The sequence below is a fragment of the Halorubrum sp. Ea1 genome, assembly GCF_002252965.1.
Lineage (GTDB): Archaea > Halobacteriota > Halobacteria > Halobacteriales > Haloferacaceae > Halorubrum.
In genome coordinates, this window is the sequence record NZ_NHPG01000077.1 from 34,965 (window position 1) to 49,346 (window position 14,382).

12 protein-coding genes are annotated in these 14,382 nt (G+C 67.6%); 9 read left to right on the forward strand and 3 right to left on the reverse strand.

Annotated elements, in window-relative coordinates:
* The first annotated feature begins 111 nt into the window (after nucleotides 1–111).
* A complete protein-coding gene (locus tag DJ73_RS10040) occupies nucleotides 112–1,023 on the forward strand; it encodes a CoA ester lyase (protein WP_094557875.1) in 912 nt (303 codons plus the stop codon).
* A gap of 167 nt (nucleotides 1,024–1,190) precedes the next feature.
* Here DJ73_RS10040 and DJ73_RS10045 read toward each other — a convergent pair whose 3' ends face one another.
* Nucleotides 1,191–1,559, reverse strand: coding sequence for a VOC family protein (locus tag DJ73_RS10045; RefSeq protein ID WP_094523225.1), 369 nt, complete (start codon nucleotides 1,557–1,559; stop codon nucleotides 1,191–1,193).
* A gap of 191 nt (nucleotides 1,560–1,750) precedes the next feature.
* Between DJ73_RS10045 and DJ73_RS10050 the strand changes: the two genes are divergently transcribed.
* The 6 genes from DJ73_RS10050 (at nucleotide 1,751) to DJ73_RS10075 (ending at nucleotide 11,126) form a co-directional block, all read left to right on the forward strand.
* Nucleotides 1,751–4,852 carry an FAD-binding and (Fe-S)-binding domain-containing protein gene (locus DJ73_RS10050; RefSeq protein WP_094557876.1) on the forward strand — a complete coding sequence of 1,034 codons (3,102 nt, stop codon included), beginning with the start codon at nucleotides 1,751–1,753 and terminating at the stop codon, nucleotides 4,850–4,852.
* Between the two features lie 403 nt (nucleotides 4,853–5,255).
* The gene (locus DJ73_RS10055) at nucleotides 5,256–7,040 is read left to right on the forward strand and encodes an L-lactate permease (RefSeq protein ID WP_094557886.1); all 1,785 of its coding nucleotides are present in this window, start codon (nucleotides 5,256–5,258) and stop codon (nucleotides 7,038–7,040) included.
* Nucleotides 7,041–7,131: 91 nt separating this feature from the next.
* A complete protein-coding gene (locus DJ73_RS10060) occupies nucleotides 7,132–7,734 on the forward strand; it encodes a class I SAM-dependent methyltransferase (RefSeq protein WP_094557877.1) in 603 nt (200 codons plus the stop codon).
* A 4-nt stretch (nucleotides 7,735–7,738) separates the two neighbouring features.
* Nucleotides 7,739–8,038 carry a hypothetical protein gene (locus tag DJ73_RS10065; protein ID WP_094557878.1) on the forward strand — a complete coding sequence of 100 codons (300 nt, stop codon included), beginning with the start codon at nucleotides 7,739–7,741 and terminating at the stop codon, nucleotides 8,036–8,038.
* Nucleotides 8,039–8,080: 42 nt separating this feature from the next.
* A complete protein-coding gene (locus DJ73_RS10070) occupies nucleotides 8,081–9,022 on the forward strand; it encodes an ABC transporter substrate-binding protein (RefSeq protein WP_094557879.1) in 942 nt (313 codons plus the stop codon).
* 727 nt (nucleotides 9,023–9,749) lie between these two features.
* Entirely contained in the window at nucleotides 9,750–11,126 is a 1,377-nt protein-coding gene (locus DJ73_RS10075; RefSeq protein WP_094557880.1) for a cytochrome P450, read from the forward strand.
* A 179-nt stretch (nucleotides 11,127–11,305) separates the two neighbouring features.
* On the opposite strand, the gene DJ73_RS10080 is transcribed toward DJ73_RS10075, so the two are convergent.
* Nucleotides 11,306–11,764, reverse strand: a complete 459-nt coding sequence (locus DJ73_RS10080) for a hypothetical protein (protein WP_094557881.1) — start codon at nucleotides 11,762–11,764, stop codon at nucleotides 11,306–11,308.
* A 58-nt stretch (nucleotides 11,765–11,822) separates the two neighbouring features.
* Between DJ73_RS10080 and DJ73_RS10085 the strand changes: the two genes are divergently transcribed.
* Nucleotides 11,823–12,932 carry an ABC transporter ATP-binding protein gene (locus DJ73_RS10085; protein WP_094557882.1) on the forward strand — a complete coding sequence of 370 codons (1,110 nt, stop codon included), beginning with the start codon at nucleotides 11,823–11,825 and terminating at the stop codon, nucleotides 12,930–12,932.
* Nucleotides 12,929–13,762 carry an ABC transporter permease gene (locus tag DJ73_RS10090; protein WP_094557883.1) on the forward strand — a complete coding sequence of 278 codons (834 nt, stop codon included), beginning with the start codon at nucleotides 12,929–12,931 and terminating at the stop codon, nucleotides 13,760–13,762. Before DJ73_RS10085 ends, DJ73_RS10090 begins: the two co-directional genes overlap by 4 nt.
* A 43-nt stretch (nucleotides 13,763–13,805) precedes the next feature.
* Here DJ73_RS10090 and DJ73_RS10095 read toward each other — a convergent pair whose 3' ends face one another.
* On the reverse strand, nucleotides 13,806–14,255 hold the full coding sequence (locus DJ73_RS10095; RefSeq protein ID WP_094557884.1) for an acyl-CoA thioesterase: 450 nt from the start codon (nucleotides 14,253–14,255) through the stop codon (nucleotides 13,806–13,808).
* Nucleotides 14,256–14,382: the final 127 nt, after the last annotated feature.

Sequence of the window (14,382 nt, forward strand, 5' to 3'; positions counted from 1 at the left end):
GAATCAGTATTCGTGACGGTCCGAATCAGTATTCACTCGCTTCCGACTCAGAGAAAATACCCCCGGGTAAGGTACCTTTATCTCCGTGGACGAGCGTGATTGAGCCGCTATATGACCGACGTCACTCTTCGCCGGACGCAGCTTGCAACGCCCGCGAGCGACGGGAAAATGATGCACTCGGCGGCCGACAGCGACGCCGACGAGGTGTTCCTCGACCTCGAAGACTCCGTGGCCCCGAACGCGAAGCCGGACGCGCGCGCGCCGCTCATCGAGGCCGCCCGCGAGGAGGACTGGAGTGACAAGGTCCTCAGCTTCCGGATGAACGGCATCGACACCCAGTGGTGGTACGACGACCTGATCACGGTCGTCGGCGAGGCGGGCGAGCACATCGACGATATCATCGTTCCGAAGGTCAAGTCCGCCAGCGACATTCACACCGTCGAGAACCTCCTCGAACAGGTCGAGGTGAACAACGACCTGGAGGTCGGCGGCATCGGCCTCGAACCGCAGATCGAGGACGGCGAGGGGATGCACAACGTCCACGACATCGCGCACGCCTCCGACCGGCTCTCGTCTATCATCTTCGGGCCGGGCGACTACTCCGCCGCGATGGGGACGCCGGGACTCGACATCGGTCAGTTCCCGGAGTACCCGGGCCACTACTGGCACCACGCGCTCTCCGAGTGTAACGCCGCGGCGAAGTCCGCCGGTCTGCCGTGTCTCGACGGCCCGTACGCCGACATCGAGGACGCCGACGGGTTCCGCGAGTCCGCCGAGAACGCCAACATGATCGGCTGCGACGGCAAGTGGGCGATCCACCCGTCGCAGATCGAGATCGGCAACGAAGTGTTCGCGCCGGACCCGGAGACCGCCGAGCGCGCCAAGCGCATCGTCGACGCCTACGCCGAGGCGATGGAGGAGGGCAAAGGCGCCGTGAGCGTCGACGGCCAGATGGTCGACGAGGCGACCAACAAGATGGCGCAGGACATCGTCGAGACCGCCGAGGCCGCCGGCATCCTCTGAGGTCGCGTCCGAACTTCGAGAACGCTCTTCTTTTGGCGATCCCCGTCCGCTCCGGAGCCACCGTGTTCCGAAACGCGACGCCGGCGGCTCGACCGTTCGATCGGTCCCGTCGTCGAATAGCGTGAAAACGGTCCGCGGTGACGCGCTCCGTCTCGGGACGGCCCGGACTACAGCGGCTCGATCAGCTCGACGGCGTGTCCGTCGGGGTCCTTCACGAACGCGGTGCGCGCGCCGGCTTCCGGCTGGTCGCCGGGCTCCTTCACGACGCCGTGGTGGTCGATCGCCTCGAAGGTCGCGTCGACGTCGTCGACGCCGACGGCGACGTGGTCGTACCGGTCGCCGTCGTCGCTCGGCTCCGCGCCGTCGGTGTCCGACAGCTGGAACTCGACGCCGGCGTCGTCCGAGACGTACACGTTTCGCGTGTCGCCGTCGGCGGTCGTGAACTCCCAGGAGCGCTCGAAGCCGAGCTGCTCGACGTACCAGTCGGCGGTGCGGTCGGCGTCGGCCACGTTGAGACAGGTGTGAAGTATCTCCATGGGTCGCCCTCGCTCGGTGAGGCAATAAATCCCGGCGGGACGCCGCCGGGGCGGGACGCCGCCGCGAAAAATTTATCTCTTAACGTTAATGAAAAAAGCGAAACAGCGCGGCTATCGACCGCCGCAGTCGGCTCGTGATTATATTCATTTTTAACAAAGGTTTTATTCGCCTTTCGACCCCGAGTAGTATCATGGCAACTGAGCCCACGTGGGGAGCTGACACGCCCGACTTGGACACGTCGGCGTCTGCGCTCGGTCACGACCGACCGGACGTCCCCGCCTTTCGGGCGCTCGCGGAGGACCTCCGCGAGCGCGTCGACGGCGAGGTCCAGTTCGACGAGTACGCGCAGGTGCTGTACGCGACCGACGGCAGCATCTATCAGGCGCGCCCGGCCGGCGTCGTCACGCCTCGCTCGGTCGACGACGTGCAGGCGACGATGCGGGTCGCGGCCGACCACGAGGTCCCGGTCATCCCGCGGGGCGCCGGCTCCTCGCTCGGCGGTCAGACCGTCGGGCCGGGCTGCGTCGTGCTCGACTTCTCGAAGTACATGGACGAGATCGTCGAGGTCCGACCGGACGACCGCCGCGCGGTGGTCCAGCCTGGGGTCGTGCAGGACCACCTCGACGACCGGCTGGCCGAGGACGGGCTGAAGTTCGCGCCGGACCCGGCCTCGTCGGCGCGGGCGACCGTCGTCGGCGGCATCGGCAACAACTCCACGGGCGCGCACTCGGTGCGGTACGGGATCACCGACGCGTACACGGAGGAGCTGACGGTCGTGCTCGCGGACGGCTCGCTCATCGAGACCCGCGAGATCGTCCTCGACTCCCCCGAGTACGAGGAGATCGTGGGCAAGGACGACCGGGAGGCCGCGCTGTACGAGACGACCCGCGCACTCGTCGCGGAGAACGAGGCCGAGATCGACGAGAAGTACCCGAGCCTCAAGCGCTCCGTCTCGGGGTACAACCTCCACAAGGTGATCTACGAGAACGACGACGGCGAGGAGGTCATCAACCTCTCGAAGCTGTTCGTCGGCGCCGAGGGGACGCTCGGCACGATCGTCGAGGCCGAGGTGTCGCTCGTCACCCGCCCCGAGGAGACGGCGCTCGCGCTGTACACCTTCGACTCGCTGGTCGACGCGATGAAGGCGGTGCCCGAGGCGCTGGAGTTCCCGGTGAGCGCGGTCGAGCTGATGGACGACGAGGTGTTCTCGCTCGCCGCCGGCTCACAGGAGTTCGCGCAGTACGCCGAGCCGATCCCGGACCGCGCGGCCGCGGCGCTCATGCTGGAGTGGGACTCCGAGCTCATCGACGACTTCGAGGACGCCATCGCCGACACGAACGCGTACTTCGTCGACGAGGGCGACGCGTTCGACGTACTGGAGGCGTACACGCCCGAAGACCAGGCCGACATCTGGAAGCTCCGAAAGGCGGCCATCCCGCTGTTGATGGGCATGCAGGGCGACCCGAAGCCGTACCCGTTCATCGAGGACGCGACGGTGCCGCCCGAGGAGCTCGCGGAGTACGTCGGCCAGTTCGAGGACGTCCTCACCGATCACGACACCTCGGCGGCGTACTTCGCGCACGCCGGGTCCGGCACTCTCCACATCCGGCCCATCCTCTCGCTGAAGGAGGAGGAGGGCGTCGAGAAGATGCATTCCATCTCCGAGGACGTCACCGACCTCGTCTTGGAGCACCACGGCGCCTTCTCGGGCGAGCACGGCGACGGGCTCGCGCGCACCGAGTTCAACCCGAAGATGTACGGCGAGTCGCTCTGGTCGGCGTTCCAGGAGCTCAAGTCGACGTTCGACCCCGAGTGGCGGATGAACCCCGGGAAGGTCGTCTACGTCGACGGCGACACCGCCGCCGAGCGCGGCTACCCCGACACCGCGGCCGACACGGACATGCGGGAGAACCTCCGGTACGGGCCGGAGTACCAGTCGATCGAGCCGCAGACCGATCTGGACTTCTCCGACGAGGGCGGCTTCTCGCACCTCGTCGAGCTGTGTAACGGCTGCGGTACCTGCCGGGAGACCGACTCCGGCGTGATGTGTCCGACCTACCGCGCCTCCGAGGAGGAGATCCAGTCGACCCGCGGCCGCGCGAACATGCTCCGAGCCGCGATCAGCGGCGAGCTCGACGAGGAGGAGATCCACTCCGACCGGTTCCAAGAGGAGGTGCTCGGGCTCTGCGTCGGCTGTAAGGGGTGTAAGAGCGACTGTCCCACGGGGGTCGACCTCGCGAAGCTCAAGGCCGAGGTGAAACACGAGCACCACGAGGAGGAGGGGGCGGGCCTCCGAGAGCGGATCTTCCGCGACATCGACCGGTTCTCGGCGCTCGGGAGCACGCTCGCGCCGGTCTCGAACGCGGCGTCGAAGATTCCGGGCGCTCGCAAGGTGATGGACGCGGTCGCGGGGATCGCCCCGGACCGGGAGCTGCCGACGTTCCGGTCGACGAGCTTCGAGGCGTGGTTCGACTCCCGCGGCGGGTCGACGGTCGCCCCCGAGGAGGCGGTCGACACGGTCGTCCTCTTCCCCGACACCTACACCAACTACAGCTACCCGGCCGCCGGCAAGGCCGCCGTCGCGGTGCTGGAGGCGGCGGGCGTCCGCGTGGAGGTGCCGGGCGACCTCGCGCCGTCGGGCCGCGCGGCGTTCTCGACGGGCTTCCTCGACGAGGCCCGCGAGCGCGCCGAGACCAACGTCGAGCGGCTCGCGCCCCGCGTCCGCGACGGGCAGTCGGTCGTCTTCGTCGAGCCCTCGGACGCCGTGATGTTCCAGGACGAGTACCTCGACCTCCTCGACGACGATGACGTCGAGACCGTCTCCGCGGCCGCCTACGGCGTCTTGGAGTACCTCGACGCCGCCCGGGTCGACGAGCGGCTGGCGTTCGACGCGCCGAGCGAGACGCTCACCTACCACGGCCACTGCAACCAGAAGGCGACGAACAAGGACCACCACGCGGTCGGCGTGCTCCGCCGGGCCGGCTACGACGTGGACCCGCTCGACTCCTCCTGTTGCGGGATGGCGGGCTCGTTCGGCTACGAGGCCGAACACTACGACATCTCGAAGGCGATCGGCCGGATCCTCTTCGACCAGGTCGACGAGAGCGACGGCGAGACGGTGACCGCGCCGGGCGCCTCCTGTCGGTCCCAGCTCGGCGACCGCGACGCCGACGCCGAGAACCCGCCGCACCCGATCGAGAAGGTCGCCGACGCGGTGACCGGGCCCGCGCCCGACGCCGTCGCCGACGCGACTACCGGCGAGGCCGCGGCCCCGTCGCCGGCCGACGACTGAGCCGGGGGCACCGCTCGGGTCTTCACCCGGCCGGGAACAGGGACCGCTTCGCCGCGCCGACTCTCGGGGTCAGAACGGTCTCGGGGAACAGCGCGCGGTCGAACAGCAGACACGGCTGGCCGACGCCGATCGAGTAGCACGGTAACGATACCGCTCGCTTCCCCCTGCCTCTACTGTTCAGTGTCTGTCAAGGCCGGATTCGAACCCGGTGGTTTCCCCGTTTTTGAGAATGATCGCGAAGTGACCATAATCATTGTTTTCAGTAGATTTAATTGATGATATCGCAACACCTCTGACATGCCACTCCGTGGCAGACTCATGACTCGGGTCCGCAGGTGGGTGGACCCTCGGGGTATCGCGAGCGGAAATGACTGCCTCGCTCTGAAGGGAGGTGGTGGTGTCCGTGGCTGACCCGGTGCTCATACTGCTGGCGCTGCTACCGCTCGCAGCGATCGCGGTCATCATGGTCCTCCTCTACCAGCCGGCGACGATCACGATGCCCATCGCGTGGGCCATCGCGGCCGTGGCCGCGTACGTCGGCTGGGAGATGTCTCCGACGCTGATCGCGGCGGCCTCCATACGCGGGGCGATGACGGCGACACGGATCCTCGTCATCGTCTTCGGCGCAATACTACTGTTGTACACGCTCAAGCAGTCGGGCGCGTTCGAAGTCATCAACGCTGGGTTCTCCTCGATCAGCGACGACAGGCGCGTGCAGGTCATCCTGCTCGTGTTCCTCATGGGGTCGTTCATCGAGGGAGCGGCCGGGTTCGGGACGCCGGCCGCGATCGTCGGCCCGCTGCTGGTCGGACTCGGCTTCCCGCCGCTGGCCGCGGTGGTGGTCGCCCTGACCGGGAACATCCTCGCGATCACCTTCGGCGCGGTCGGGACGCCGCTCATCATCGGGTTCGAAGACGTCGTCTTCGGACAGGACCCGACGGAGACGGGCACGGCGGCGTACGCCGTCGTCCAGAACGGCGGCTTCGAGAGCGTCGGTGCCTACGTCGCACAGATCGGGTTCTGGGCGGCCGTCATCCACGCCATCGTGGGCATCGCGATCCCGTTCATCGGCGTGGCGATGATGACCCGCTTCTTCGGTGAGGAGCGCTCGCTCAAGCCCGCCATCGAAGTGATCCCGCTCACGCTGTTCGCGTGGGCCTCCTTCGTGGTTCCGTACCTGTTGACGGCGTACTTCCTCGGGCCGACGTTCCCGGGACTGCTGGGCGCGATGGTCGGCCTGCTCGTCGTCGGTTCGACGCTGCGGGCGGGCTACTTCCTGCCCGAAGAGGAGTGGGACTTCGGGCCGCAGGAGCAGTGGCCGGACCACTGGATCGGCAAGATCGAGCCCGGAACGGGCATGGGCACGTCCGGCGCCGGCCAGAAAGTCGTGACCGACGGCGGCGCGAGCAGCTTCGAGGACGCACACAGTCAGGACATGTCCCTCGGGATGGCGTGGGCTCCGTACATCCTCGTCGCGGCCCTGCTGATCGTGACTCGGGTCGTCGGACCCGTGCAGGGGTTCCTCTCGTCGACCGGCGTCATCACGTGGAACAACATCCTCGGAACGCCGTTCTCTGAGGGCATCGAGATGCTCTACCTCCCGGGGTCGCTGTTCGTGCTGGTCGCGGTCGTGACGTACGGGATCCACGACATGGACGCCGAGGGGATCAAAGACTCGTGGGCGGAAGCGATCAGCAACATCATCCCGGCGGTCATCGCGCTGTGGTTCGCCGTCGCGACGGTGATGATCATGCAGAAGACCGGCGCCGATATCGTGATCAACGGCGTCGAAACCGTCGACTTGGGAATGCTCCAGTTGCTGTCCGCCGCCACGGCTGACCTCACCGGCCAGATGTTCCCGTTCTTCTCGGGCTTCATCGGCGCGTTCGGCGCGTTCATCGCCGGTTCGAACACGGTCAGTGACATCCTGTTCGGCCTCTTCCAGTTCGAGGCCGCCCAGCAGATCGGTGCCCCGACCCAGATCGTGGTCGCCGCGCAGGCGGTCGGCGGGGCGATCGGGAACCTCATCGCGATCCACAACGTCGTCGCCGCGCTCACCGTCGTCGGCCTCATCGGTGAGGAGGGGCGCGTCATCCGGCTGGAACTGATACCGGTACTGTACTACGGGGTCGCGACCGGTCTCCTGACGCTCATCCTCGCCTACGTGGTGGTTCCGGGGACGTTCTGAGAGAGCGGCGACCCTATTTTCCCGCCGCCGGTACCGTCCGCGGTCGTCGACTCGTCCGAGGAGTCATGCCGGTCGCAACCCAACGTCTCCCATGGACCGCAACGACGTGCGGCGAGCGTGGGACGAGGTGGCGGCGACGTACGCCGACCGACGCGACCCGGACGGCTCCGACGCGGCGCTGATCGACGACCTGCTCGCCGGGCTTTCGGCCGCCCCCGACGTCCTCGACGTCGGCTGCGGCGACGGCGCTCGGACGCTCGCGAACCTCCCGCCCGGCAGCGTGGGGCTCGACGTCTCGCGGCGCGGGCTCGACCTCGCGGCCGAGACCGTTCCCGAGGCCCGACTCGTTCACGGCGAGATGTCCGCGCTTCCCTTCGCGGCCGATAGCTTCGACGCGATCACGGCGTACCACGCGGTGTTTCACGTCGAGCGCGACCGCCACCCAGACGTGTACGCGGAGTTCGCCCGCGCCCTCCGCCCGGGCGGACGGCTCCTCATGACCCTCCCGGGCGGGCGGTTCGAAACGGTGCGCCGCGGCTGGATGGGCGGCCGCATGTTCTTCTCTGCGCCCGGACGCGACCGCACCCTCGCGCAGCTCCGCGAGGCCGGGTTCATCGACGTGGAGACGAAGACCGCGACCGACCCGCTCGGGAGCAGCACCGAGTTCGCGCTCGCGACGCTCGGCGGGGGGTGACCGCATGACCGATGACACCGACGCGGACGACGCGGCGGACGTGGCCGACGGGATGCCTCACGACGTCCGCGCGGCTCTCACGCAGCTCCTCGACCGCGCCGGGTGGGCCGCCAAGACCGGCGACACCGAGACTGCGGTCGCGCTCCTCGATACGGCTGAGACCGTCGCCGCGAACAAGCTCCCGCTAGGCGACCGCCGCGACCGGCTCCGGCACGGCTGCCGGGCGGCGCGCGCGGCGCTCCCGGACGGCGACCTCGCGGCCGCCTACGCCGATGCGGCCGCGGCGCGGCTCCCGGACGGGTGAGTCCGCCGGAGCGCTTTTCGCTCCGCCCGCCCATCGGTTGACATGCGCGTCGCCACGCTACTCCCCTCCGCCACCGAGACGCTGTTCGCGCTCGGCGTCGAGCCGATCGGCGTCTCGCACAGCTGCGACCACCCGCCCGCGGCCCGTGACCTGCCGACGCTCACGAGCACCGTCGTCGACCACGACGACCGCTCGGCCGCCGACATCGACGCCCAGATGCGGTCGGTCGACGGCGCCGTCTACGACCTCGACGTCGACCGCCTCGCCGCGCTGGAGCCGGACCTCGTCGTCACCCAGGCGACCTGCGACGTCTGCGCCGTCGACGCGGGGGCGGTTCACGCGGCCGTGGCCTCGCTCGACCCCGCGCCCGAGGTGCTGACGCTCGACCCCCACTCGTTCGGCGACGTCCTCGACGACGTGACGCGCCTCGGCGCGGCGGTCGACCGCTCCGACGCGGCCGCGGCGCTCGTCGACGGACTGACCGACCGCGTCGACCGCGTCCGGGAGCGGGCGGCCGACGCCGTCGCCGAGTCGGGCCGTCCCCGGACCGCGGTGCTCGACTGGACCGACCCGCCGATCCGGGCCGGTCACTGGGTCCGCGACATGGTCGAAATCGCCGGCGGCGACCCGTCGTTCCAGCCAGACGGCGCCTCCGAGCCGGCGGCGTGGGACGACGTCCGCGCGTACGACCCCGAGGCGCTCGTCGTCGCCCCCTGCGGCTTCGAGCGCGACCGCGCCGTCGACGCGATCGCGGACCTCGCCGACCGACCGGGGTGGCGCGACCTCGCCGCCGTCGACGCCGACCGAGCCTACGCGGCCGACGGCAACGCGCTGTTCAACCGCCCGAGCCACCGGCTCGTCGACTCGCTGGAGGCGCTGTTCGCGTGTCTGCATCCCGAGCACGCGTCGGCGCCGTCCGGCGAGCGGGACCGTGTCGCCCGCGTCGACGCGACGACGCCTTCGGTGCGCGCCGACGGAGGGTGACGCCGACCGCGGCCCGGCGACCTGGATCCGTTGACGTCCTCAGCGACTGATCGATACCGGTTACCGAATACAGAGGGTGGGCCTTGTTTAGACGCTCCTGAACGCCTCGGTTAGTGGCTACGCAGGGCGAACAGAACCAGTCCCTGAGCGCCTCTCGACCAGCTCTCGCTGTGTAGACATCGGCCGTAGCGGACGATCTCCACCGCGTCTAAACAAGGCTCAGAGGGTGTATTTACGTAGAATCAAGGAGAAAGCCTCGCGTTTCAGCGCGGGGATGAATCCGACAGTTCTCTACAGTAACCAGGAACTTCTGGTCGGGTGTTTTAACTGAGTGATTGTCATACTACTAGGTAGCCGAGGCGGTCTACCGCCCACCTAATCGGACAATATCGGGATGCAGTAAGAAGTACCTCTGAATCCCAAGTCGGGATAGGAGTAACGGCTGATTGACACAGCCAGTAGCCGTCACCGGGACAGCTACAAACCGTAAACACCCCAACCCAGCGGTACGGTGCCGTGGGAATCTTCGCCCTTCAGGGCGGAGAGGAAATCAATACAAACAGCCGGTCTATCCTCTGCCGCTGCTTCCCGAATAGCCTGTCGAAAGAGAGTACTTACTGATCACCAGATTCGCCCGTAAATCAGTAACACAGACGATGTGTGGATATTTCTATGACACGCCCTACCGGGAAAACGGCTATTAGCAATCATTCATATACGCTCACATATGACGGGTGGAGACACCGGCTCAGGTTCGGACGGTGACATCGACAGGCTTCCGCCGGGCCCGGACGGGATCCCGGTGCTGGGAAACACCCATCAGTACGTCCAGCAGCCAATGGATTTTTTCGACGAGCTTGCTAAGTACGGTGACGTCGTCCACTGTGAATTTCCGCGTATCGACGCCGTCGCCGTCTTCCATCCCGAGTACATCGGCGAGGTATTACTGGGACAAGGCACATACGAACGGTGGAATTTCGACGAGCTGAAAGAACTCCTTGACTACGAAATCGCACCGCGAGGTCTCACATTCACGCGTGGTGAGGAATGGAAACGACAGCGCCATTTCCTCCAGCCGATGTTCGGGTTGAATCGGTTGCGAGGGTTCAGTTCGTCCATGGTTGCCGCCACGGAACAGCTGATCGAAGAGTGGGACGACGGCGAAGAAATCGTCGTCAACGAGGAATTCTCAGAGCTGACGCTGTCGATACTCACGAATTCGCTGTTCGAGTTCGACCTCGGCGAGCACCGGCAAGTGATCACCGAGGCCGCCGACGAGCTACAGGCCATGGCCGATATGAGTGGCCTCAGTGCCGTCGAACTGCTCTTGCCGTCGTGGGTACCGACCCACAGGAACCGACGGTACGAGCAAGCCATGGATGCGTTCGATGAAACGGTCGATACGCTCATTAAAGAGCGGAGAGCGAACCCCGGCCAGTACGACGATTTCCTGACGATGATGCTGGAAAAAGAGGACGACCACGAGTATACGATGACCGATGCGGAAATTCACGACCACTTGATCACGTTCCTCATCGCTGGTCACGAGACGACGGCGATGGCGCTGACGTTTACGTGGTTGTTGCTGGCGACCCATCCCGACGAACGGGACCGATTATCGCAGGAAGCCACGACTGTGCTTGACGGCCCGCCGACAGCGGCAGACCTCCCCGACCTCACCGTTACCGAGCACGTCGCCAAGGAGGCGATGCGGCTCTATCCGCCAGCGGGGATGCTGTTCCGCGAGGCTGTTGAGGAGACAACGCTTGGAGGCTATCACATCCCCGAGGGAACGAAACTGCTACTGCCACAGTTCACTGTCCACAAGGACGATCGATGGTTTGACGCGCCCGAGCAGTTCCGGCCCGAGCGGTTCACCGATGCTCGGAGTGACAAACGGCCGGACTTTGCGTACTTCCCGTTTGGCGGAGGTCCCCACCAGTGTATCGGGATGCACTTCGCGATGATGGAGTTGAAACATATCATCCCGATGCTTGCCCGAAATGTGGAATTCGAGCTGTTGAGTTCACCTCGGCCCGAGATAAACATGGAGTTGACGTTACAGCCTTCCGAGGACGTTCGGATGCGTGTTCATAAAGAATAAACAGTGACTCGCCGTACTAAGTTTGCAACGAAAATCGGGGTCTGTAGTATCAACGGAGAGTCGCCGTATACGTCCACGAGAAACAGAGTATGCAAGATACGCGCTCTGTATTCAGCGTCGCCTCTCGGACCGCTCAGTCATAGAGAATCGAACAGCACCCGCGATCTCGACCGCCCGCTTCAGCTCTCGGCCCGGTCGCGGAGCCCGGACAGCGTCGCCGCCTCGCGGAGGTCGTCGACCGTGCAGTACCACGCGCCCCGGACCCCGTTCCCGTCGTTCTCGACCGGCGAATCGAGCGGGACGAGTTCGTCGAACGCGAAGACGACGACGACCCGCTCCTCGGAGAAGGGATCGATCAGCGCCGCCCAGTCCTCGTCGTCCATCGGGCCGGGCTCGCCGCGGGTCTGCTCTGCCCGGTCGACGACGCGGGCGTAGTGGGTGACCGCCGACACCGGCGCGGTCCGGTAAAAGGCCATGTAATCGAAGTCGGCGCGGGTGCGGTCGTACGACCGCGGCGCGGGGTAAAAGCCCTCGCGGCAGCGCTCGAACGTGTCGGGTCGCGTCGCGACGACGCAGACCCGCGCGTCGCCGGGGGCGTCGTCGGCCGGCGCGTCGGCGGCGAATCGGTCGAGGTCCATCGCGTTCCGCGGTAGCCGCCGGACGCGGATATATCCGCGCTCGGCACGTACCGATCTCATGGCACGCAGCGCGGCGAGCGAACGCGATACCCCCCGCGAGCGCGACGGTTCCCGCCCCGACGACTCGGCGGATCCCTCTCCGCCGGCGCTCGCGATCGAGGGCGTCTCGAAGCGGTTCGGCGGCGGCGCGGAGTCGGTGCTCGCGGTCGACGACGTCAGCCTGACCGTCGAACGCGGCTCGATCGTCGGCCTCCTCGGTCCGAACGGGGCCGGCAAGACGACCCTGATCAAGTGCGCGCTCGGGATCGTCCTCCCCGACGCCGGCTCGGTCCGGGTGTTCGGCACGGACGTGGGCGACGGCCGTCGGGCGGCGTACGCCGACGTCGACGCGATGCTGGAGGGCGCGCGCAACGACTACTGGCGGCTCACCGTCCGGGAGAACCTGCGGTACTTCGCGACGATCGCCGGCGTCGACCCGGACTCGGTGCGGGCCCGGCACGACAGGCTGCTCGACCGGCTCGAACTCACGGAGAAGGCCGACACCCCGGTCCGGGACCTCTCCCGGGGGATGAAACAGAAGGTGTCGCTGGCGAGCGTGCTCGCGGGCGGCGCGGAGCTCGTCTTCCTCGACGAGCCGACGCTCGGGCTCGACGTCGAGAGCTCCCGGACGCTCCGCCGGGAGCTCCGTCGGCTCGCGCGCGAGGAGGGGCTCACCATCGTCCTCAGCAGCCACGACATGGGCGTCATCGAGGACGTCTGCGACCGCGTCGTGATGATGGCGAACGGGCGGATCGTCGCCGACGACGCCGTCGGGGCGCTCCTCTCCGGGACCGACCGCGACGCCGTCCGCGTCGTCAGCGCCGACATCGACGACGCGGTCGTCGCGACCCTCCGAGAGCGGTTCGACGTGCGGGGAGTCGAGACGGGGCTCGGCGCGGTCGCCCGCGACGGACCGGGGTCGACGGCCGTCGAGGTCACCGTCGCTGGCGACGCCCTCTACGACCTCATGGACGCGCTCCGCGAGGCGGGGGTCACGGTGGAGGACATCGGGACCGTCCGTCCCGAGCTGGAGGACGTGTTCGTCGACCTCACCGGAATGGACGCCGGCGGGGGCGACGCCGACGAGGTCGTTTCCGCGACCGCCGACTCGCGGGGGCGGTCGCCGTGAGCGGGGACGAGGTCGCTCCCGCGTCGCCCGACTCCGGACCCGTCGAGGAGCCGCGTCCGGCCACCTACTACCACCTCGCGCGGGCCGTCCTCTACCGCGAGTACCTGATCTTCGTCCGGTACCCGGCGAACGCGATCGGCGGGATCGTCGTCGCGCTGTTCTTCTTCGGCGTCCTCTTCTACGGCGGACGGCTGCTGGCCGGGCAGGCGCTGACGGACTCGCTGTCGGGGATCATCGTCGGCTACTTCCTGTGGACGCTGTCGGTCGGCGCCTACTCGTCGGTGTCGAGCGACATCGGTAGCGAGGTCCAGTGGGGGACCTTAGAGCGGCACATCACCACGCCGTTCGGCTTCGCTCCGGTCGCACTCTTAAAGGGGGTCGCGAAGGTGATCCGCACGTTCCTCACGAGCGCGGTGATCCTCGCCGTCATGCTGCTGCTCACCGGGACCCGACTCAGCCTCGATCCGCTCACCGTCGTCCCCGTCGCGGGGCTCGCGATCACCTCGGTGCTCGGGCTCGGCTTCGCGGCCGGCGGCGTGACGGTGCTGTACAAGCGGATCGGCAACTGGCTGAACCTGCTGCAGTTCGGCTTCGTCGCGCTCATCTCGGCGCCGGTCCTCGACGCGCCGTGGACCCGCTTCCTCCCGCTGGCGCACGGGAGCGCGATGCTCCAGCGCGCGATGGTCGACGGCGTCCGGCTGTGGGAGTTCGGCCTCGGCGACCTCGGGCTCCTCGTCGCCGTCGCGGTCGGCTACCTCCTCGGCGGCTACGTGGTCTTCCACTACGCGACGCGGCGGGCGCGACGGCTCGGCGTGCTCGGGGACTACTGACTCGGTAGCGCCGGAGCGGGTCGCGGGATCGTTCGTCCCGCGCTCACCGGTCCTCCTCCGGCTCGGCCGCGAGCGCTTCGTCGCGGAGCTCCCGGCACCGTTCGCCGGCGACTTCCAGTTCGGGGACCGGCGTCGGGTTCCCGTCGGCGTCGACGGCGACGAACACGAAGTACGACTCCGTCGTCAGCTCCCGCTCGCCCGTGCGCGGCGACTCGCGGAACGCGCGGATCCGCGTGCGGAGGCTCGTCCGCCCGGCCGCGTACACGTACGACTCGACGATGCAGGTGTCGCCCTGCGGCACCGGTCGCTTGAAGTCGAGCCCGTTGATCTTGGCCGTGACGCACGTCTCGCCGGCGGCGCGCATCGCCGACATCGCGCCGATCTCGTCCATCCACTTGACGACGTTGCCCCCGTGGGCCGACTCGTAGTTGTTCGTGTGGGTCGGCTGGACCCGCTGGCGGTTCTCGATGTACGTGTCGCTGACGCTGGGCATGGTCGTGGGTAGAGCGGTCGCGGGAAAAACACCGGTCCTCGGTCCGGCGGGCTCCCGCGACTTGCGGCCCGGAATCCCGTCCCGCCCGCCTCGTCCGCCTAGTACCCCTCGTCAGCCTCGCCCACCT